Here is a 20,614-nt window from a genome sequence, read left to right on the forward strand (position 1 = left end):
TACAACAAAATGTGATGACACCCTGCATCTACTGAGGCGAGAGCACCGATAATCAAATCTGCAATCTCAGATTTACTTATCGTTAAGGCCATCTAGGAAGCGTTCAGCATCCAGTGCAGCCATACAACCTGTACCAGCAGAAGTGATTGCTTGGCGGTAGTTGTGGTCCATTACGTCACCCGCAGCGAATACGCCAGGGATGCTTGTCTGTGTCGCGTTACCTTCAAGACCAGACTGAACGATGATGTAGTCATCTTTCATGTCGACTTGGCCTTTGAAGATTTCAGTGTTTGGTTGGTGACCGATAGCAATGAATGCGCCCATTACTTCGATGTCTTCTGTCTTATCAGACTGAGTATCTTTAATGCGAACGCCAGTTACGCCCATGTCGTCGCCCAGAACTTCGTCTAGCGTGCGATCAGTGTGGAGAACAATATTGCCGTTCTCTACTTTGTCCATTAAACGCTTAACAAGAATCTTTTCAGCGCGGAACGTGTCACGACGGTGAACTAGGTGAACTTCAGACGCGATGTTCGATAGGTAAAGTGCTTCTTCAACAGCCGTGTTACCACCACCTACAACCGCCACTTTCTGGTTGCGGTAGAAGAAACCGTCACACGTTGCACAAGCAGAAACGCCACGGCCTTTAAATGCTTCTTCAGAATCTAAACCTAGGTACTTAGCTGATGCGCCTGTTGAGATGATCAATGCATCACACGTGTACTCGCCAGAATCGCCTTTAAGACGGAAAGGGCGGTTAGATAGGTCTACTTCGTTAATGTGGTCGAACAGGATCTCTGTTTCAAAGCGCTCTGCGTGCTCTTTCATGCGATCCATTAGAGCTGGACCCGTTAAACCTTCAGGATCACCAGGCCAATTTTCCACTTCTGTCGTGGTTGTAAGCTGACCACCTTGCTGCATACCTGTCACAAGTACAGGGTTTAGGTTTGCACGAGCAGCGTAAACTGCAGCTGTATAGCCAGCAGGGCCAGAACCAAGAATCAATAAATTACAGTGCTTTACGTCGCTCATGAGGACTCCGAAATTGAAATTGTTTTTATTTATAATCGCTTAGGATTGTATGGAAAATATGGAGGCAATAAAAGGTTAAACAAGGGCAGAAGTGTAATTATTCGTTATACGTTAGAACTTAATAGAGACAAACGTTTTCGTGACTTAAAGATCGGCGAAATCGCCGCATTCTTCATTGATTGTTGCTGCCGACTTTTCGATTTATAACGAGCATATCAAAATACGCCCAAATAACTGTATATAAAAACAGTATTTAACTATAAGATTATAGGCAAGGTTTGATAGGCAACGTTAGAAAGATGAGGATCGAGCAATGAACTTACTCCCAACAGGCACACAGCTAGGTAAATTGGAACTACTAGAAGTGTATCAAGACGTTTTAGGACCGAAGTGTTTCTCGGTTAAGAATGAAAACACCCAAAGGTTTATGGTGTATTGGAGTGGGGACTATGACAACGGCCAGTGCATTAAGTGGGCTTACATTCCGGTAACCAAACCATTACTGGCCAGCTTGTTAAACAAAGAAGTGAGCTTTCACGATGCGTTCCACCGTTCAGACAAGCTTTATTTAGCGACTATCTACACAAACGAAGTAGGGAAGCCCGCGAAAGTCGAACTGCTAAACACAACGAACAAGCATTTAGTAAACCTACCGCCCGTTGATTTTGAAATAGACATTGAAGAAGCTTGTATGTTTTAGTGGGAGCAGGTGAGTTGCGGGTTCTGAAGCTTGCTTTTGGACATAAATGAGTTTTGGAAAATTGAATATTAGCGACTTATGAATAAATATAGATATGGAAAGTCGATTAATTTGGTGTCTAAGGTTTATGTGGTAGATCAGATACAAAATGCCCGAAGTTTGAAGAGACCATTTTATTATTAACAGCAACGAAATTGTCACCGCATATCAGGACTACCAATCAGGTAAATACGGAGACATCGATTACAAGAATCTAATACAAAATTTTGAATGGAAAGTAAATTAGTGGTCGTTCTACAGCTCATGATGTTACCTTTAGTCATCAAAAGCTAATCGAAAAATAAAAATGGCTTTCGTATATTAAAAGACCCTTTATCTACTGGCTATTCAGTTGAATACTCAGACCTAGTTGCTGTGTGAGTATTCAAAAACATAAGCTAAAGTAATGTATTAATTAAATTGAACTACCAGGATGATCTTCAATAAATACCTGAGCATCGAGCAATTGCTGTTCAGTACCATCAAGCATGACTAGGTACTTATCTGTTTTTATTGCTGCTTCATATTTAATGATGCTGTCTTTTGGAATTCCAACACTCGCTAAGGCACCGCCCAACGCTGAGAACCCACCAGTGATGACTGCCCCTTCCACTGCCCCTGCTAACGTGGCAACAAATGGACCTGCAGCAAGTACAGCACCAACACCAGGCAACCAAAAAAGACCAGAACCAACAAGCGCTCCCCAGATACCGCCCCATAAACCGCCGGTCTTACCCCAAGATTTGACTCGGTCACCAATGTTGTAGAAGCCCCTAGCATGCTCTTCCGTTTCATAGCCTTTGCCGATAATCGACATTTTATCAATAGGGAAACCCTGCTTTGCTAACTGAGTGACTAAATACTCTGCGTCAGCATGAGTATGTGCGATAGCGATTGTTTTATTTGAGTTCATTATTTAGTCCTACAGTGCTTTTTCAATTTTTTTTGCGTTTGTTTTTGCGGTTTGTTGTTCAATAACTTCTACCGCTAAAGCCGTTGGTTCTTGTTCACAAACTTCCACAATCTGAGTGATATCGATAGTGTCAAAATATTCAACTTTATGAGTATCAATACTTTGTGTTTCTGAATCCCAACCCATTAAATAGTTAACGCTGATAGGAATAATTTCTTGGTCTAGTTCCAAAAAATCGGCACAAGTAATAGTTGACTCAACCTGTATTTCTGCTGTTGTGGATGCTGTATCTAAAATGTCATCATTTGCTGCTTGAGCAAATGTAGAGAATGTTACAAGCGTTACAATAGAAAGGTTAAGTAGTTTATTTGTCATGTTATTTCTCTCATTGAGTAGGTGTGAGACAAATACTAATGAAACATCTACACATTGTTATAAATCAAGGGTAATCAAAAACTAATTATTAAATTTGACCTTTATAACAAGTGGTTAGAGTTAATTCGATTTGCTCTTTTATCATTAGTTTATCTACTTTTTATCACCGTTTTATATCCAGCTATATAGTGCGTTATTTATTTTTAAAGACTGATTACTAAGTCTTAGTGAATTTGCCAAAACTCAATTTCTGATGAGCTACGCGAGACAGTTTTTATAACTAAAACAAAAAAACATAGCTATGCAGAATATCTATATAGGAAGAGGATTCTCTAGTGCCTAGTAAATAGGGCACGATTACGAAGCACCTTGCCCTGCAAGGACTCGCGAAAGGTTGCTGTTGCTACGGTTCGCTTTTTTCTGCTGACTTATCACCTTCTTGGCGAATTAAAACGATCATATCCTTTGATCCGCACCAGAATTTGGGCACTGAGTACAATCACTAATGAGGTGAACAATGACAACTAAGAAAGCACGAATCAAACATACTCCTGAATTTAAAGCCGAAACGCTTAAGTTAGCAGACAAAGTCGGTGTCGCTTGCCGCACGTAAGTCCAAATGTACGGCAGACAGCAAGCATCGGCTTCCTGTTGCGCCGAACTTGCTTGAGCAAGACTCTAATGCGACAACATCGAACCAAAAATGGGCTGGAGATATTACCTATCTAGCGACAGCGAAGGTTGGATGTATTTAGCCGTTGTTATCGACTTGTACTCACGGCAAGTAGTTGGTTGGTCAATGAACACCAGAATGACCGCGACTCTGGTCTGTGATGCGTTATCAATGACATTGTTCCGTAGTGCTCTGATCCAGCCTGAGTGGACATTTCACTAACTACTGTGATCCTACTTGTTTAAATACGTTGCTTGTATAGGCAAAACTAACTTATTCACCAAACTGTCAGAGAAAGGGAGCACCCAGCGCTAGCACGCTTCAGGCCATCAAGACTCTAGATAAAAGCTTATTACGAGAAAGGACAGTGAAGCCGCGACCTGAAAGGAAGCAAATTGAATTAAGGGCGGTCGAGTTCCCCCCGAACTCGACCTGTTCCAGACGCGCAAGCAAAGGCGTTTGGTTTCTGGCTTAGTCATAAATTAACCAATTTCAGTTTGTTGTGTAAATAATCAATAGCTTGGCAACTGATAGGTAGGTCGTATTTCATTGTGCAAAAGCATAGAAATGAATGATGACGAGCGTGGTGCCTGAGTTCATGCAAGGAGGCTGGCGTATTGAAGCGAAAGGGCTGACACAATATGAAATCTAGCTTGCCAGTTAATAATATCGTTTAATTTAAATTTTTAGGGATTTATAACTAGCTAGTGGAGTGTGCTAGTTTTAAGAGTTGGTCATCTTTTATTCTGGTGTTATACACTGCTTTTGAATTTCAAGTTGGATTTTGTGTCTGAATTATTAAATCTGACGGGATAAATGATTGTTTAATGTTGATTTGGCAAGATCTTCAAGTATCCTTTATGTAAATAAAACGTTAAATATCGCAAGTTAATTAACAATCATTAAGGAGTCGATGATGTTACATGCTCACGAAAATACCCTACATATTACCCACCTCAGTAACCACGCGGTTGAGGAGTTGTCACCATCATTCTCTAAGCTACCAAGCACAGAGCATGCGGATGGCCAGTTTCGATTGAGAAGGTACTCGGTGGTTCAATTCAGTAATGGACAAGTCGTTGAGCAAGACAAACATAACTTTGTTCAGTCTGAAAACATTAATCACTTTCAAGGTGACGTTGTTCGTCAGTTCGAGCCGATTGAAGCGAATATTCTAAGCAGTGAAGGCATGCAAGAAATGTGTGAACTGTTTATTGAAACTAACGGACTTGAAGACGGGCAAGAAATCGAAATCCATCAAATCCGTATTGCCGCTATTTTTGAAGAAACTCAGGTTGCTCCAGAAGGGGTTCACCAAGATGGTTTTGACCATATCGCTTTAATCGGTGTGAACCGACACAACATTGTGGGTGGCGAAATCATGTTGTACCAAGACTCACATGAAGCGCCATTCTTTAGAAAGGTGTTAGGTGATGGCGAGGTTGCGATGCTGGCAGACAGTAAGCTTTGGCACAATGCACAACCGATTCGCACCATAGACCACGATGAGATGGGCTATATGGATGTGTTTGTTCTAACAGCTAAGGATGCACGCAATGTCCTTCACTCTTAATGATGTGCGCCAACAGTTTAGTGCTTTAGGCCAATATCATAACGGTAAGCCTGTGACCTTTTTTGATGGTCCGGGTGGATCTCAGGTGCCTGAGAATGTTTTAGCCTCGATGACGGAATACTTAGGGCATTTCAATTCAAACCTAGGCGGCCACTATTTTTCTAGCCAAAAGACCACAAGCTTAATGCAGCAAGCGCGAGAAGCGGCGCAAGCACTGCTTAATGCGGAGTCTTCTGGCAATGTTGTGTTCGGTGCGAACATGACATCGTTGACCTTCCAGCTTAGCCGAGCGATCAGCCGCGATTGGAAAGAGGGCGATGAAGTTATCGTCACGGCGTTAGACCATTACTCAAATGTATCGAGTTGGCAGCAAGCGGCAGACGACAAAGGCGCGATTGTTCGCCAAGTTCGCGTAGACGAGTCGGATTGCAGTTTGGATATGGAGTATTTTGAATCGCTACTTAATGAGAAAACCAAGCTTGTCGCGGTGACGTTTGCCTCGAATACGACGGGCTCTATTGTCGACATGGCAAAAGTGATCGAGCTTGCACATCAGCATGGTGCGCAGGTTTATGTCGATGCCGTGCATTACGCGCCACACCACTTGATCGATGTTCAGCAACTGAATTGCGATTTCTTAGCGTGTTCAGCGTATAAGTTCTTCGGCCCGCATGTTGGCATTGCTTATGTTGCGCCTCAATGGCTGCATACTTTAAAGCCTTACAAGGTAGAGCCTGCAACCAATATCGGCCCAGGTCGATTTGAGACTGGTACGCAAAGCTTTGAAGGCCTTGCCGGTGTTATTGCGGCAGTGGATTACTTGGCACAATTAGGCGATCCCGCCGATTCATTGCGTTCTCGTTTAGAGCAAAGCTACGCGCTGTATAACAAGCACGAGAGCCAACTCAGTGAGTACTTCCTGAAACGCTTGTCCGATCTTGAAGGAGCAAAGCTTTACGGGAAAACCGAGTTTGATTCGAATCTAAGAACCCCAACGTTTGCGGTTACCTTTGAAAACCATTCGCCAGAGTTCATCGCTAAGAAGTTGGGCGAGCATAATATCTGCGTTTGGAATGGTCACTTTTACGCATTAGGACTGGTGAAGCAGTTGGGTATTGAAGAGCAGGGCGTGGTGCGTATTGGTTGTATGCATTACAACTCGATTGAAGAGATCGACTTGTTGTTCAATGTGCTTGAAGGGATCTTGCGAAGCCACTAGCAGAAGTAATTAGCAAGAAGTCACTATCACTTGATAGCTACAGAATTAGAAAAGAGCATGCTTCTCTCAAGAATATTGAGTAGGAAGTATGCTCTTTTTGTTTCATGAACTTATATCTGTTTAGCAAAGTCTATTAAGACTAAAGCCGCTAATCGCTAATCGAAAAAGTCCGTGATTTAACTAAGACAGTTGCTTAACTAGAGCTGCGCCTACTGCGTGCGCACTGGTTGGGTTTTGGCCGGTAATCACTCGCTCATCAACAATTACAAGCTCATGCCAAGGTTGAACCTTGTTGAAACGCGCTGCGCTACGAGCAAGAGATTCTTCCAATAAGAACGGGATGTCATTGATGGTGCCAAAGTCGATCTCTTCTTCACGAGTAAAGCCAGTCACCGATTTAGAGCTTAATAGTTTCTCGCCATTGCTCAGAACAATCGGAAGCAGTGCTGCTGGGCCGTGACATACTGATGCGATCACACCGCCATCTTCATAATGTTTAGCAGCAATCGTTGCGAATTGCTCGTCGGTTGCTAAGTCAGAAAGTAGGCCGAATCCACCTGGGTAGAAGATAGCATCGTAGCTTTCTACGTTAATTTGGCTTACAGGAATCGTATTGTTAATGCGGTTCTGGAAGTCATCGTCAGCCAAGATCTCGGTGTTTACTGAATCACCTTCAATATCGGTTCCATACAGAGGACCTTTACCACCCTTGATAGACGCGATGTCGTACTCAAAACCCGCAGCCATGATCTCTTTCAGTGCATGAGTCAGTTCTGGAGCGTATGTACCGTTTGCTTGGTCTGTATCGCCTAGTGTTGCGTGGTTAGTCACTGGGATTAGTATTTTTTTCATGATTCGTTCCTTTGAGCACGTTTGTTTGGTTTCAGCGTCGTTGTTTTGATTTAGATGCCGCTGTTTCGTTACCTGTAATACTAGTAGTAAACCATTTGAGTGATAATATGCCGTGTAGGCAAAACATTATTGCTATATAGCAATAGTGGGTGTGAATTAGTCGGATGTGAATTCGTTAGATGTAAACAGGTGAAGTATGGATAGCTTTGAAGGTATTAATGAATTTGTGGCGGTAGCCGAGTGTCACGGCTTTTCTGCAGCAGCAAAACAGCTGGGCTGTAGTACCAGCCATGTCAGCCGCCAAGTATCGAGATTAGAAGAGCGGGTAGGTGTGGCTTTACTCGCTCGATCCACTCGTATGGTGAGTTTGACCGAGTCTGGGCATACCTATTATCAGCAATGCAAAGATCTGGTTATTGGGCTGCAACAGGCGAATGAACAAGTCACATCTCAACAAGCTCAGCTGAGCGGTACTTTGCGTGTGAGTGCGGCGGGTGCGTTTGCTGAAAATTATGTTGCAGCGGCGCTGATGGAATTTGCGAAAGACCACCCTGATCTGACTATCGAAATGAACTTCAATACCAATATGGTTAACTTCATCGAAGATGGTATTGATTTCGCGATTCGTTATGGCCGACTTGATGATTCGGGTTTGGTGGCAAGGAAGCTTGTCGATCGCCCGATGGCAGCGGCCGCGAGTCAGAACTACATCGACCAATTCGGTTCTCCAACACAGCCAGAACAGTTGAAATTGCACAGCTGTATTATTGCCAACAGTGATCAGTGGTTGTTTGAGAAAGACGGAAAACCGTTAAACGCGGTGCGTGTGCATGGGCGTTGGAAAAGCAATAACTCGAGTGCGGTACTGAAAGCTTGTGAAGAAGGGCTTGGCATTGTTTATCTTCCCAAAAGCAGCTTCAATGGCGGTCTTGCCAATGGAAAGCTTGTTCCAGTGCTAGAAGAATATTGGGGAGCAGGTACAAGCAGTTGGATCGTATACCAGAACCGTCGCTTTCTTCCACAAAGAGCAAGGCTGGCTATCGACTTCTTAGTCGCTTATTTTTCCGATTGGAATGAGTAACGAACGGCTTACGTCGTTCAATTTAAAACCAAAATTAGAAAAAGATAATAGTTACATAGATATAGGTTATCTTTTTCTGTTTTCTGACGCGAACAATAGGATTGAGAGACTTGTCTACTTTTGTTGACTCGTGCTAGTGATTGAATTGTAGAGAAGCCCGCAACAGTACGATATACTACAGGAAATATTAATGTCCCTAACGCGTGATAGATTGTGTGGAAGCGTTGGCAGGATTTGTTGTTATGCTCCAGTTTGAAGAGTATAGCGAGAGTGCGGAGTTGGCCATGTCTTCAATAAATTTTGAATCCACGTACGGTGTAATAACTATTCAAGATATGAATGTAGTTAGTGTTGACGCTAATTATGCTCGCATCTATGGGTACTCATCCCCCGAAGAACTACTGTCTAATATTGATAGCTTTCTGGATCTCATTCCAGAAGATTTTCATGTTGCGGCCTATAAGAATTATCTAGAAACCGTCGGTGGTCAACGAGACCCTCAGGTTCATACCTATACCAATATTGATCGCAATGGCAGAGAGTTTACGGTGTTCTCTATTGACCATGTCACTGAGTGGCAAGGCAGGCCTGCACTGCAAGTAACAGTCATCGATCTTTCTCCTGCGATTCAGCTGCAAAATGTGGTGCGTGAGCAAGACCAGATGTACCACGATATGATCATGCAATCAGGGCAGGGCATCTTGGTTCACCGAGACTTTAAGCCGTTGATGGTCAATCAATCCTGGGTCAAACTGCAAGGTGGATCTTCCATCGAGCAAGTATTAGCGCTTGAATCCATTCTTGAGTTGGTGCCACAGCAAAATACAGATGGCATTTATAAGCACTATCAAGCGATTGTGTCTGGTGAACTGTCGGGTACGAGCACGGTGGTTGAAAATATTGGGTTCGACGGTGTTCATCGGTTTTTTAATATTTACGATAATGCGATTACTTGGAAAGATCAGCCAGCTGTTCAGGTTGTGCTTGAAGACGTGACTCAAAAAGTGATGCTGGAAAAGCGGTTGGTTCACCAAGCGAATTACGATGAAATGACCGACTTGCTTAACCGAAGAGCCATTTATGAATGGTTACGGGAGCATCTTGCTTCAGGTACTCATCTCGCATGTATGCTGCTAGATATCGATGACTTCAAATCGATCAATGATACTTACGGGCATATGGTGGGTGACGAGGTTATTTGCGCTTTGGCTAATATTACCAAGCGTAATGTCGAGAAAGCGGGTGGTGTAACGGGTCGATGGGGCGGTGAAGAATTCATTGTATTTATCCCTAACGCGTCACCTCAAGTTTCTCATCAAGTCGCTGATCTTATTCGCCAACAGTTTAATCAAACCGAATTTAAGATTGATGAGCAAGTTCGTTTTAATGTGAGCGTGAGTATCGGAGTGAGTGATAGTCGAGCTTGCGAAGGCACTGTTTCTATCGACGCGCTGGTTAACCTAACTGACCAATCTCTTTACCGAGCGAAAGCGGCTGGCAAGAATCGCGTGTGTGGCGATGTGGTTGCGCATTAATTCCTCGAATTAATGTTTCAAAACGAAGACAATTCATAACGAAAATGCCCTGAAGTGTTGGCTTCAGGGCATTGTTAGTTTTGGCTGTTACCTAAGCTGTTCTCACTATGGGAAACGCTTAAGCTCTACAAATTATGCAGACACTTCAACTTCGTAAGAGCCAAATTTACGGATGTTAATCACGCCCGTATCTAGGATTAGGTATTGGCCTTTAATGCCTTGAAGTACACCTGTCACCTCTGGATTCTTATCAAAGTTGTGCGAGACAATCTTCACTGGGTGCTGTTCAACTGGGTAGCTGAGTGACGTGATGTTCTCACTTAGTATCTCGATAGCATCGTCACCAAACTTCGCTCTGATCTCTTGGATTTTATCCTCAACCAACGGCAAAAGTTCTTTGGCTTTTTCTACCAACTCCATATCGTCGCCATCGCCTTTTAGCAGCGTGCGCCAGTTGGTTTTGTCAGCAATATGCTTTGCCAATTCAACTTCAATCAGGCCAGAAATCTGACGAGTTTTCACTTTCAAGATTGGCAGGCCTTGAGTGGCACCTTGGTCAATCCAGCGAGTCGGGATTTGAGTATGACGAGTGATACCCACTTTAAGGCTTGATGTGTTCGACAGGTAAACGAAGTGATCAACCATGCAGTTCGCTTCGCCCCATTCAGGCTCACGACACGTGCCTTCATCGTAGTGGCAAGTCTCTGGCTTCATGATGCACATGTCGCAACTTGCTAGCTTTCTCATGCACACAAAGCAGTGACCTTGAGAGTAGCTTTTCTTGGTTTTCTTGCCACACGAGCAGCAAAAAATATTACCGGTGTGAGTGAGGTTGATGGTTTTACCAATCAGAGGGTTTAGCTCTACAAACTCTTCACCGACAGGTAAACGGTAGGTAACCGCACCATCGAGCGAAGCACTCATTTTCTTGAGTGTTCCTTTTGCTAATAAAGACATGACATTACTCGTTGTATTTTGATTATTATTTCGTCGACTCGGACGCTCTGTCAGCAGGCGCTACGGTTAACGATGATTATGCGATGAGTATAACAAATAGAGCCTGTTTTTATACGCAATATTACTTGATTATCGGCGTGAATAATTCGCGGATAAAATTATGGTATGACATTTTGTTCAGGCGTGATATAACGTTTTTTAGTAAATTATTGGCATTAAGATCACTAATTTACCTAACTTATTTTTTATCGTGAAATCCCAACATAGGGACCTTAAGCCGGAAGCTTAGACGTGAAGTGGATCCATAAAATAGTCATCTTTTTAGTTATCACGACACTGGCGATTGTCCAGTATTACCGTGTGAGCGGAAATCGTGTGATAACGGCAATTACGCCTGACCAATATGAATTTATCGCGACCAGCGATCAAGTAGATAGGGGCGTTAGTACGTCCCAATTATCCTATCAAAATGGGCAGTATATTCTCGACTGTGAGCTTAAAGAGTCAGAGTATCCGTGGCCTTATTGCGGCCTATCGATTCGTATTAATCCAGACATCACCGTTGGCCTTGACCTGTCTCAGTACCACACCTTTAGAGTGAATATTGATTATCATGCGGAAGCGGATTCAAGCGGTCGTTTAAGAACTTATCTACGCAACTATAATCCCGCTTACTCAATTCCTGATGACGAGTACACGCATAAGTACAACGGTATGGAGTTTTCGCCTGGTGTGGATGGCGGAGTTATTGAGATTCCGATCGACAATTTACAAGTGATGACATGGTGGCTCGCCGATAACGATATCGCGTTGGAGCATTCAGCGCCTGAGTATTCGAACGTCAACATGGTCGAATTCGCGACGGCATCGGGTGCGAAGCTTGGTCACCATCGAATTGTCATACGCAGTATAGAGTTCGAAGGTACGTATATCACGGGCGAAAGCTTGTTTATGATCTTGCTGTTTGTTTGGGTAGGGACGGGCACTGCGTTCCTGCTTTCAGAGTTGCACCGATCAAGAAAGCGCATGGTGATTGCAGAGAAAAGACATCATCACTTGAAGAACGTCAATCGAGCATTGAGAGAACAAAACTTCGAGTTTTCAGAAATGGCTCACCGAGATGAGTTGACTGGAATACTCAACCGACACGCGATTCGTGATTGGTTGAAGATGCAGTCACAGCATGTGAAGCAGGGTCATGGAAAGCTGAGCATGCTGTATTTGGATATTGATTACTTTAAGAGTGTGAACGACAAATACGGACACCAGATGGGCGACCATATTTTGCGTGAGTTCAGCATGGTGGTGGGCAGTTCTATCAGCGCGACAGATAAATTGGTGCGTTGGGGCGGTGAAGAGTTTATTGTTTTTTGCCCTGAAACCGAAGCGGGTGAAGCGCAAAGAAAGGCTGAGAAGATTCGACTTTTGGTCAGCCAACACCTTTGGATTCATGGTGACTCGCTCACTTGCAGTATTGGCATTGCTGAAATGAAGCAAGAGAGGGTGACGGAGACGATCGCACGCGCTGATGAAGCCTTATATCAAGCGAAGCATTCTGGGCGAAATCAGGTGATCTTGAGTCACTAATCTGCTAATTGTGTCGATTACTTTATAAGCCACACGTGCATATGTGACGTGTGGCGTTTTTATGGGCGCTATATGAGTTTACTCTCTAGAGCCTTTGTTGGTTTGTTGGATAATGTATTGAAATGATCTCACTGTTTTTTAAATGCTTGCTTGGTGCGGCTGCCGTTTTACTGATTGCGCTGTTGTCGAAGAGTAAGAGCTTTTACATCGCTGGCTTAGTACCGTTGTTTCCTACCTTCGCTTTGATTGCTCATTACATTGTTGGTACTGAACAAACTATGGTGGAGTTACGCACTACGGCGCTATTTGGGCTGTTTTCGCTTGTGCCATACGCAGCTTATCTTGGCGCGGTTTATGTGTTCAGTTATCGCTATAACTTGGTATCGACACTCTCATTAGCCACTGTCGTTTGGGTTATGTGTGCTTCTATGCTGCTGTTAGGTTGGACGCGCTTAGTGCCCAGTGCGATTTAATGAGGTTGTTCTGAAGAGTGATGAGCTGTTTGATTTCGCCAGTAGCCAGTAGCCAATACAAAAACAAAAAAGGTGGCGCGGGGCCACCAAAAGAGAAAAGCGTTTTATTTTTATTCTGGCTGAGCGGGGGAGCTGCAGCCAGTTTAGGTAGAGCCTAACTATAAGGCGTTCGTGCTTACCAGAAGATCCAAGCGAACAGTGTCAGTATTAAGATACAAACTAGGTTCAACACCATACCGATTCGCATCATTTCTTTCTGCTTGATGTGGCCAGAAGCAAAGACAATCGCATTAGGTGGTGTCGCAACTGGCAGCATGAAGGCACAAGAAGCGGCAACAGCAATCAGAGCTGACAAGATAACTGGTGACATACCTAGTGCTTCAGCAATGGTTGCGAAGACTGGGACAAGCAGTGCAGCACTGGCTGTGTTACTTGCGAATTCAGTTAGGAATACGACGAACGATACTACCGCTAGAATCGTTAGCAGAACGCCTGCTGTTTCTAAAAAGCCGCTTAGAGAGTGCGCTAGGAATACGCTGGTTCCGGTCGCTTTAAGAATGTTACTTAAACAGATACCGCCACCGAATAGGATTAATACGCCCCAATCCGTTGTCTTCTCAACATCTTTCCACTCGACCGCTCTAGAAGCGCCAAGCAGTACAATCGCGCCAATCGCAACCAAGCTATCAAACTTCGAGAAGCCGCCGATCATTGCATTGATTGGCTTACCGAATATCCAAAGCGTTACCGTTAGAAGGAAGATAGACAGTGTGATTTTCTTGCTGTTCGTCCATTCAACAGGAGCGTGGTCGAGCTCGAATTTGTGGTCAAGCTTTGGCTTAGTCATCACATACAGAATAATCATCGCGACTGGCAGTAAGATCATCGTGATCGGTAGGCCAAGCGCCATCCATTCAGTAAAACTCAGACCAACTTCTGCGGCTGCGATTGCGTTCGGTGGGCTACCTACTACGGTTGCAATACCACCGATCGATGCACAGTAAGCGATACCTAGTAGTACGAATACGTAGGTGTTGCGGTCTTCACTTTGGTCGACTTTGTTCATGATGCCGAGAACAAGAGGCAGCATCATCGCGGTGGTCGCTGTGTTTGAAATCCACATTGATAATCCAGCACTCACACCAAATAGCATGAATACTGCCACCGACATTTTGCCTTTCGCTAGTATCAGCACTTTGTCAGCAATCGCTTTATCTAGCTCTTGCTTGTTGAGCGCGGCGGCAAGGGCAAAACCACCCATAAATAGGAAGATGATTGGGTTAGAAAAGTTAGCCAAAGCAGCGGGCGTGTTAAATACACCGAACAAGACAGCCAATAGGGGAACGAGCAAAGCGGTGATGCTGACGTGGATAGCCTCGGTTAACCATAAGATCGCAACAAACACGAGAATACTTAGGCCAGTGTTCACTTGTGTTTCGAACGGGAGGGTATTGATCAAAAGTGCAAATAACGCGAAATTGCCGATTAATATCATGCTGTTGCGGGTAAACAACCAGTGTTTCAGTGTAGTAACAAGTGCCGTCATAAGACGCTCCTTTTGTTTATCCTCGTTTTATTGGTGCACCAACGTCATTGAGTGGTGCTTATTATTTTCGAGGTATCTTGTTTTCAAGTTATACAGCTCTCAAAGTAAAAAGCTTCGAGGCGTATGGCTTGATGTAGGGTCAGACTTTGTTGGGAGAATGTTACTTAAGTTAATAAAGGCGTGTTGGTGTGTTTTTGTGTAACAGTGGGGAAGTGTGAGGCAACAAATTTAAAATGTGTAGATTTCTACACATCGGTATCTTCTGGGTCTGCAATCGGGCTAGGAATCGGCGATGATTCTTGTTTTGGGTTCGGCTGAATCGGTTCTTTAGGCCCTAAAAATTTGGGTGTCGTGCCCATAATATACAGATCAAGAAACGCTTTGGTTCGTGCAAAAACTTCTCTTAAACGTATTGAGAGGCCTGAGTGATGAGTTGGGCCGGAAACCGCCAAACATTGCGCATGAATATCATAAGAATTTGCGATAAACAGTGCTCTTTCACAGTGGAATTCTTGAGTGATGATCAGGAAGTTATCGGTATCGAATATCTTCTTAGCACGAACAATGGAGTCCAAAGTTCGAAAGCCAGCATAATCCAGATTGATACGCTCGTCGGGGACACCTGCTCTCAATAGGTCGCGTTTCATCGTCCAAGGTTCATTGTAAGAACGATGAGCATTGTCGCCACTCAGTAAGAATTGATTGACCTTCTCACGATCAAAAAGCTCAATTGCGGCCTCAATTCGATATTTATAATAATCGTTGAGCGTTCTGCCCAAATATTTACTGGTGCCAAGCACAACGGCTACTTCGCGTTCAGGTACTTCATCGATTTCGTAGATGATGCGATCTTTAGCCTGCCATGAAACCCAAAAATCGATCGCAATAACTGCAGCGCTGCCCACCAGAAAGACTAGGAAAGAGCCATACAGAAAGCCTTGCAGTTTCTTGCAAGCTTTAGGTAAGTAATTGCGGAAGATATGAGAATCGAATTTCACTCTCGGTAAGGTCCTTTGTGCATGAGCATAATTTTTTGAGTGCTCGATAATACCAAATAAAAATGAGAAAAATCAGTTAAAAAGACAAGACAATGTAAAGAAAAAAGCCCCTGCAGTTGCAGAGGCTCTTATAAGAGTAGTTAACGCTCTTTATTCCAAGCGCAGTACGCTTTATTCAAAGTACAGCACGATTTATTAGAATGCCGTACGCTTGTAGCGACGGTAAACCGGCTGCCAGAAGTGTTGGTCAATCGCTTGTTGTAGTGCTTCTTCAGTGATCTCTAGTGCAACACCTTGTTCGATAGCTTTCTTACCAACAGCAAGAGCAATCTTTTTAGACACGGTGTGGATTTCTTCCAATGGTGGAAGTAGAGCGCCTGAACCATTGATGGCTAGTGGAGAACACGTTGCAAGCGCACGGCTTGATTCCATCAGCATTTCATCAGTGATGCGTGAAGCATTCACAGCCAATACACCAAGGCCGATGCCAGGGAAGATGTAGCTGTTGTTACACTGAGCGATTGGGTAAGTGGTGCCGTTATGAGTTACTGGCTCAAACGGGCTACCTGTCGCAACAAGTGCTTGACCATCAGTCCAACGAATAATGTCGTTTGGTGTTGCTTCAACACGGCTTGTTGGGTTTGATAGTGGGAATACGATAGGACGTTCACAGTGAAGGTTCATCTCTTTGATGACTTCTTTGCTGAACAGACCCGGCGCGCCAGATACACCAACCAATACGGTTGGTTTAGCATGACGAACAACGTCTAGTAGAGAGAAACCCGTACCGTCGCTTTCCCAATCTTTGGTGTTCGCGTTGGTTTGTACTAGGCGCTGTTGGAAATCAAGCAAGTTTTGCATGCCTTCCTGTAGAAGACCCCAACGGTCAACCATGTAAACTTGAGAGCGCGCTTTCTCATCGCTGATACCTTCAGATACCATTTGAGCAATGATGGCTTCAGCAATACCACAACCAGCAGAACCCGCACCTAAGAAGGTAATACGTTGGTCTGAAAGTTTGGTGTTTGCTGCTTTACATGCTGCAAGTAGAGAACCAACCGTTACTGCTGCTGTACCTTGGATATCATCGTTGAAACAACAGATGCGATCTTTGTAGCGCTCAAGCAATGGCATTGCGTTCTTTTGTGCGAAATCTTCGAACTGAACTAAAGCATCTGGCCAACGGCGTTGAACCGCTTGGATGAACTCTTCAACGAATGCATCGTAATCTGCACCTGTGATGCGAGGGTGACGCCAGCCCATGTACATTGGGTCTGCAAGACGTTGAGGGTTGTTGGTACCCACATCAAGCACGATTGGTAGCATGTAAGCTGGGCTGATACCGCCACAAGCTGTGTAAAGTGCTAGCTTACCAATTGGAATACCCATACCACCGATGCCTTGGTCTCCCAAACCAAGAATGCGCTCACCATCCGTAACCACGATAACTTTAACGTTGTGGTTTGTCGCATTATTCAGTAGATCATCGATACGGTCGCGGTTCGGGTATGAGATAAACAGACCACGGCCACGACGGTAAATATTTGAGAAGTTCTCACATGCTGCGCCAACTGTAGGCGTGTAAATGATAGGCATCATTTCAGAAATGTGGTTTTGAACTAAACGATAAAAAAGCGTTTCATTTGTGTCTTGGATGTTACGAAGGTAGATATGCTTATCCATATCACTTTCGAAGTTACAATATTGCTTGTACGCACGTCCTACTTGCTCTTGGATTGTTTCGGTTGTTTCCGGTAATAAACCTTCAAGGTTAAAAGAGCTACGTTCTTCAGCAGAGAATGCACTGCCTTTGTTTAGAAGAGGTGTACTTAGTAGAGCAGGACCAGCGTAAGGGATATATAGAGGGCGTTTATCGTTGTTCATTGGATGCCTAATATGGGAGAAAGGGTAACTGAAAAATGATAACGGTTTAGTTATTCAATTGTAAATAGTTTCCCTCCGATCTTTGCAAACAAAATGATATTCTTACCCATGTCCCACACTTATCGAATTTGAACGTCATAATTCGTTATACTTTGCTCACACTTTTTGCGACTTTCCCTCTTTATGTCATTACTGCCCATCGATGCTTATCAAAACGCATTCCACGAACAAATCGTTAATTCTCACCTTGTCGTAGAGGCTGAAACCGGATCAGGTAAATCTACGCGCTTGCCAATTTGGGCTTCCCAACACGGGCGAGTTCTTGTGGTTGAACCAAGGCGTATCGCGTGTACTTCACTGGCTAAATATCTCGCACAGCAATCGGGTGAGAAGCTTGGTAGCAAAGTGGGTTATGCGATCAAGCTTGAGTCGGAATACAACGAGCAAACTGACGTTGTTTTTGTTACTCCGGGCATCGCGTTGCGCTGGCTATCTGAAGATGGGCTTGCTGGCTTTGATGTCATCGTTGTCGATGAATTTCACGAAAGGCGTTGGGATATCGATTTGCTGGTGGCGATTCTGAAACAAAAAGAGAGCCATCGCTTGGTGATCACGTCTGCAACCATCGAAGGGGAACGTCTCGCTCACTATTTGAATGCGGGTCGGATAAGCTGCGAAGGTCGCACCTATCAAGTTGATATTGAACACCGAGCGAACGAATCCAGAACACTGCCTGATATTCGACATCTAGAGCAGCGCATCGCGGAAGAAGTGAATCATCAACTCATTGCTTCACACGGCGACATGTTGGTTTTTCTACCGGGTAAAAAAGAGATCGTTCAATGTGAGCAAGCCTTGGCGAAGAATCTAGATATCCAAGTGGTGAAACTGCACGCATCGGTCAGTGATAAAGAGCGAGATTTGGCGCTCGCTGGTCGTAATATCGATACTTACACCAATACCAACAACGACGACAGTTTGCGAAAAGTTATCCTTGCTACCAACGTGGCAGAAACTTCGTTAACCATTCCTGACATTGGTGTTGTGATAGATTCAGGATTAGAAAGACGCACCGTTCAGCGCAATGGCAGAACGACTCTGATGCTTAAATCCATATCACGAGCCAGTGCCAAGCAACGAGCTGGACGTGCAGGCAGGGTAATGGATGGTGTCTGCGTTCGTTTATACGGAGAACACGCCGCATTAGAGTTAGTGACACCGCCCGAACTGCAACGCGAAGAATTAACAGAACCTATGTTGGCCGCGGCATGTTGTGGCAACTCGATCGAGAGCTTATCTTTTCTTGATCCAATCCCTGAGAAGTCGTTAAACAGTGCGACTCAAACCTTGCTGACGATGGAGGCGATTAACGCCGACCATCAAATTACCGAGCACGGCAAAAAGCTGTATCCACTGCCGATTGATGCCTTGTATGCAGACATTGTAACTCGCATCAAAACCAAAGCACTCAAAGAAGCGATGGTCGATCTCACGGCTGCGTTGTCTGTGCCTGCTCGCTTGTATCAATTACCAAACAATGCAGAACATCTTGAAGCACTCGCTCAACAAGAAAAAGAAGGCTGTGACTTAACCTTACTCATTCAGATTGTCCGCGGCCGTGATTATCCGCATTTAGATATCGATCAACAGGCACTGAATGAAGCACAAGGACTGGCTAAGCAAATGCGGGAGGTGTTTGAGCTTCCTCAGCTAGAAGTCGCGTCACGTTTCAAACGCATTGAACTGCTGAACACTATTGTTCAACTTCACCCAGAACTGGTGTTTTTGCGCAGGCTGAAACGAAAAGAAGCCTTTGCTAATGGATCGTTAGAGGTTGTGCTCGGTCGTCAGAATCGTTTCCCGGATAATGCACAAGCGATGTTGGTGCTTGATACCCATAGTTTGCCGGGAAGAGGCGTTAAGCAAACACTGACCTTGGCGACGGTCACTGCACCTATTCTTTTGGATCTTATGATTGAAGCGGAGATGGGAGAGTGGGAGCAAGGTGAAACCGTGGTCAATGATGATGGCGTTTTTACTGAGATGACATTGGTGTACGCTGGCCGTACGATTACGAGCAAACTTATTGCAGCAGAAGGCCAGTTATCATTAAAGCCAATCGTCGATCTTGTGTTAAAAGGCGTCCACCTTCCCGGTTTTGTACAAGCTCGTACTCAAGAAATCAAACATTGGCAGTTGTATGTGAAACTTGGGCTCGATGAACAAGTCCAATACACACCAGAAATTGACCAAATGAACTTTGAGCTATGGTTTATAGAACAGCTTGAAGTGTTAGGTGTCACGGATGTCTGCGAGTTGGAAATGTTTGAACATGCCGATATTCCATTTGATGGTATCCCAATTTGGCTATATCCAGAGTTTGCGGAAAAATACCCGTTTGCATTGAGCCTTGCTGACTTACATCTTGATGTCGAATACTTCCCTGCAAGAAAGCTGATTCATGTGCATTATCAGTCGGGGAGTAGAAAGCTATCGCCTAAGCGTTGGGAGCTTCCAACATGGTCTGGTTGGCGGATTCAATATAAGAAAGCGAGTCGGATTATCGACATAAAATAGATGGATAAGTTTTATCTCTAAAATATTAATCAAATAGGTGCATATATGATTTTTCAGTGTTTTTTATGTTACAAGTTTGATTTTTATATGCCTTTTTAACCAATCAAAAGGTCATAAAAGACCATTCTTCTATATCCTATTGCTATAAAGAAAGAGTTGATAGATATTGAGTATATTGTGTTGCCAAAGTGTCGGGGGACATCATGGATAAACAGGAAGAGACGCGTGTAGAGTTCGATTACACAACATTTCTTGGCGCCTCATGCAGTAAAAAATGGACTTTTCTGGAAGCTCTCACCACTATTGCGCCAGTATTCAGTACCGTCTGGAGAGATAGCATTAAAGAGCTCGCCAGCCCAGAAGATCGCTTATGGCAAATGGCATTGAAATCAATGTCGACGCGTAAAAGTGATGAGTCGAACATTGTTACCTTACTTAAGCTTGCCAAGCTAGAAGGGATCAATGAGCTCAAGGTTGTCATGCCATATTCGCTTGAAGACGAGCAGATTGATTATATTGAATCGCGTAGTCATTTGGTGATTGCAGATAACTCTGGTGAAGAGTTCACTATCAAGCTTTGATGAAATATACATTGTAAAA

At 44.1% G+C, this 20,614-nt stretch carries 17 protein-coding genes and 1 pseudogene; 10 read left to right on the plus strand and 8 right to left on the minus strand.

Annotation, left to right across the window (positions count from 1 at the left end):
- Positions 1 to 72: 72 nt before the first annotated feature.
- The gene (gene trxB / locus OW495_RS17575; RefSeq protein WP_012603688.1) at positions 73 to 1,032 is read right to left on the minus strand and encodes a thioredoxin-disulfide reductase; all 960 of its coding nucleotides are present in this window, start codon (positions 1,030 to 1,032) and stop codon (positions 73 to 75) included.
- A 313-nt stretch (positions 1,033 to 1,345) separates the two neighbouring features.
- Between trxB and OW495_RS17580 the strand changes: the two genes are divergently transcribed.
- Positions 1,346 to 1,732 (plus strand): DUF6575 domain-containing protein, encoded by a 387-nt coding sequence (locus OW495_RS17580; RefSeq protein WP_102352042.1) that lies wholly within the window; start codon positions 1,346 to 1,348, stop codon positions 1,730 to 1,732.
- Between the two features lie 454 nt (positions 1,733 to 2,186).
- Here the strand turns inward: OW495_RS17580 and OW495_RS17585 are convergent, their stop codons facing one another.
- Positions 2,187 to 2,684 (minus strand): DUF1269 domain-containing protein, encoded by a 498-nt coding sequence (locus OW495_RS17585; protein WP_289887589.1) that lies wholly within the window; start codon positions 2,682 to 2,684, stop codon positions 2,187 to 2,189.
- Positions 2,685 to 2,693: 9 nt separating this feature from the next.
- Positions 2,694 to 3,059: an HdeA/HdeB family chaperone gene (locus OW495_RS17590; protein ID WP_102512634.1), complete on the minus strand. Its 366-nt coding sequence runs from the start codon at positions 3,057 to 3,059 to the stop codon at positions 2,694 to 2,696.
- A 602-nt stretch (positions 3,060 to 3,661) separates the two neighbouring features.
- On the opposite strand from OW495_RS17590, the pseudogene OW495_RS17595 reads away from it, so the two are divergent.
- The 3 genes and pseudogenes from OW495_RS17595 to OW495_RS17605 form a co-directional block, all read left to right on the plus strand.
- Positions 3,662 to 3,918, plus strand: a pseudogene (locus tag OW495_RS17595) (DDE-type integrase/transposase/recombinase); the annotation flags it as partial.
- Positions 3,919 to 4,648: 730 nt separating this feature from the next.
- The gene (locus OW495_RS17600; protein WP_029225866.1) at positions 4,649 to 5,305 is read left to right on the plus strand and encodes a 2OG-Fe dioxygenase family protein; all 657 of its coding nucleotides are present in this window, start codon (positions 4,649 to 4,651) and stop codon (positions 5,303 to 5,305) included.
- A complete protein-coding gene (locus OW495_RS17605) occupies positions 5,289 to 6,524 on the plus strand; it encodes a cysteine desulfurase-like protein (RefSeq protein ID WP_102512633.1) in 1,236 nt (411 codons plus the stop codon). The genes OW495_RS17600 and OW495_RS17605 overlap by 17 nt, the downstream gene beginning before the upstream one ends.
- A gap of 180 nt (positions 6,525 to 6,704) precedes the next feature.
- Here the strand turns inward: OW495_RS17605 and OW495_RS17610 are convergent, their stop codons facing one another.
- A complete protein-coding gene (locus OW495_RS17610; protein ID WP_102311468.1) occupies positions 6,705 to 7,376 on the minus strand; it encodes a type 1 glutamine amidotransferase domain-containing protein in 672 nt (223 codons plus the stop codon).
- A 196-nt stretch (positions 7,377 to 7,572) separates the two neighbouring features.
- Between OW495_RS17610 and OW495_RS17615 the strand changes: the two genes are divergently transcribed.
- Entirely contained in the window at positions 7,573 to 8,457 is an 885-nt protein-coding gene (locus OW495_RS17615) for a LysR family transcriptional regulator (protein WP_102512632.1), read from the plus strand.
- A 242-nt stretch (positions 8,458 to 8,699) separates the two neighbouring features.
- Entirely contained in the window at positions 8,700 to 9,992 is a 1,293-nt protein-coding gene (locus OW495_RS17620) for a sensor domain-containing diguanylate cyclase (protein ID WP_102314992.1), read from the plus strand.
- Between the two features lie 132 nt (positions 9,993 to 10,124).
- Here OW495_RS17620 and OW495_RS17625 read toward each other — a convergent pair whose 3' ends face one another.
- The gene (locus OW495_RS17625; RefSeq protein ID WP_017082764.1) at positions 10,125 to 10,949 is read right to left on the minus strand and encodes a DUF2797 domain-containing protein; all 825 of its coding nucleotides are present in this window, start codon (positions 10,947 to 10,949) and stop codon (positions 10,125 to 10,127) included.
- A gap of 291 nt (positions 10,950 to 11,240) precedes the next feature.
- Between OW495_RS17625 and OW495_RS17630 the strand changes: the two genes are divergently transcribed.
- On the plus strand, positions 11,241 to 12,536 hold the full coding sequence (locus OW495_RS17630) for a GGDEF domain-containing protein (RefSeq protein ID WP_102512631.1): 1,296 nt from the start codon (positions 11,241 to 11,243) through the stop codon (positions 12,534 to 12,536).
- A 122-nt stretch (positions 12,537 to 12,658) separates the two neighbouring features.
- Positions 12,659 to 13,009, plus strand: coding sequence for a GlpM family protein (locus OW495_RS17635; RefSeq protein WP_017106708.1), 351 nt, complete (start codon positions 12,659 to 12,661; stop codon positions 13,007 to 13,009).
- Between the two features lie 175 nt (positions 13,010 to 13,184).
- On the opposite strand, the gene OW495_RS17640 is transcribed toward OW495_RS17635, so the two are convergent.
- The 3 genes from OW495_RS17640 to OW495_RS17650 form a co-directional block, all read right to left on the minus strand.
- Positions 13,185 to 14,555, minus strand: a complete 1,371-nt coding sequence (locus OW495_RS17640) for a DASS family sodium-coupled anion symporter (protein WP_102512630.1) — start codon at positions 14,553 to 14,555, stop codon at positions 13,185 to 13,187.
- Positions 14,556 to 14,800: 245 nt separating this feature from the next.
- A complete protein-coding gene (locus tag OW495_RS17645; RefSeq protein ID WP_102314990.1) occupies positions 14,801 to 15,553 on the minus strand; it encodes an ElyC/SanA/YdcF family protein in 753 nt (250 codons plus the stop codon).
- Positions 15,554 to 15,748: 195 nt separating this feature from the next.
- Positions 15,749 to 17,437, minus strand: coding sequence for an NAD-dependent malic enzyme (locus OW495_RS17650; RefSeq protein WP_017106710.1), 1,689 nt, complete (start codon positions 17,435 to 17,437; stop codon positions 15,749 to 15,751).
- 183 nt (positions 17,438 to 17,620) lie between these two features.
- Here OW495_RS17650 and OW495_RS17655 point away from each other — a divergent pair, with 183 nt between their 5' ends.
- The gene (locus OW495_RS17655; protein ID WP_289887590.1) at positions 17,621 to 20,014 is read left to right on the plus strand and encodes a helicase-related protein; all 2,394 of its coding nucleotides are present in this window, start codon (positions 17,621 to 17,623) and stop codon (positions 20,012 to 20,014) included.
- Between the two features lie 203 nt (positions 20,015 to 20,217).
- Positions 20,218 to 20,595 carry a hypothetical protein gene (locus OW495_RS17660; protein ID WP_017110913.1) on the plus strand — a complete coding sequence of 126 codons (378 nt, stop codon included), beginning with the start codon at positions 20,218 to 20,220 and terminating at the stop codon, positions 20,593 to 20,595.
- The last annotated feature ends 19 nt before the right edge of the window (positions 20,596 to 20,614 follow it).

Source organism: Vibrio sp. 14N.309.X.WAT.E.F5 (assembly GCF_030397615.1).
Classification (GTDB): Bacteria; Pseudomonadota; Gammaproteobacteria; order Enterobacterales; family Vibrionaceae; genus Vibrio; species Vibrio lentus.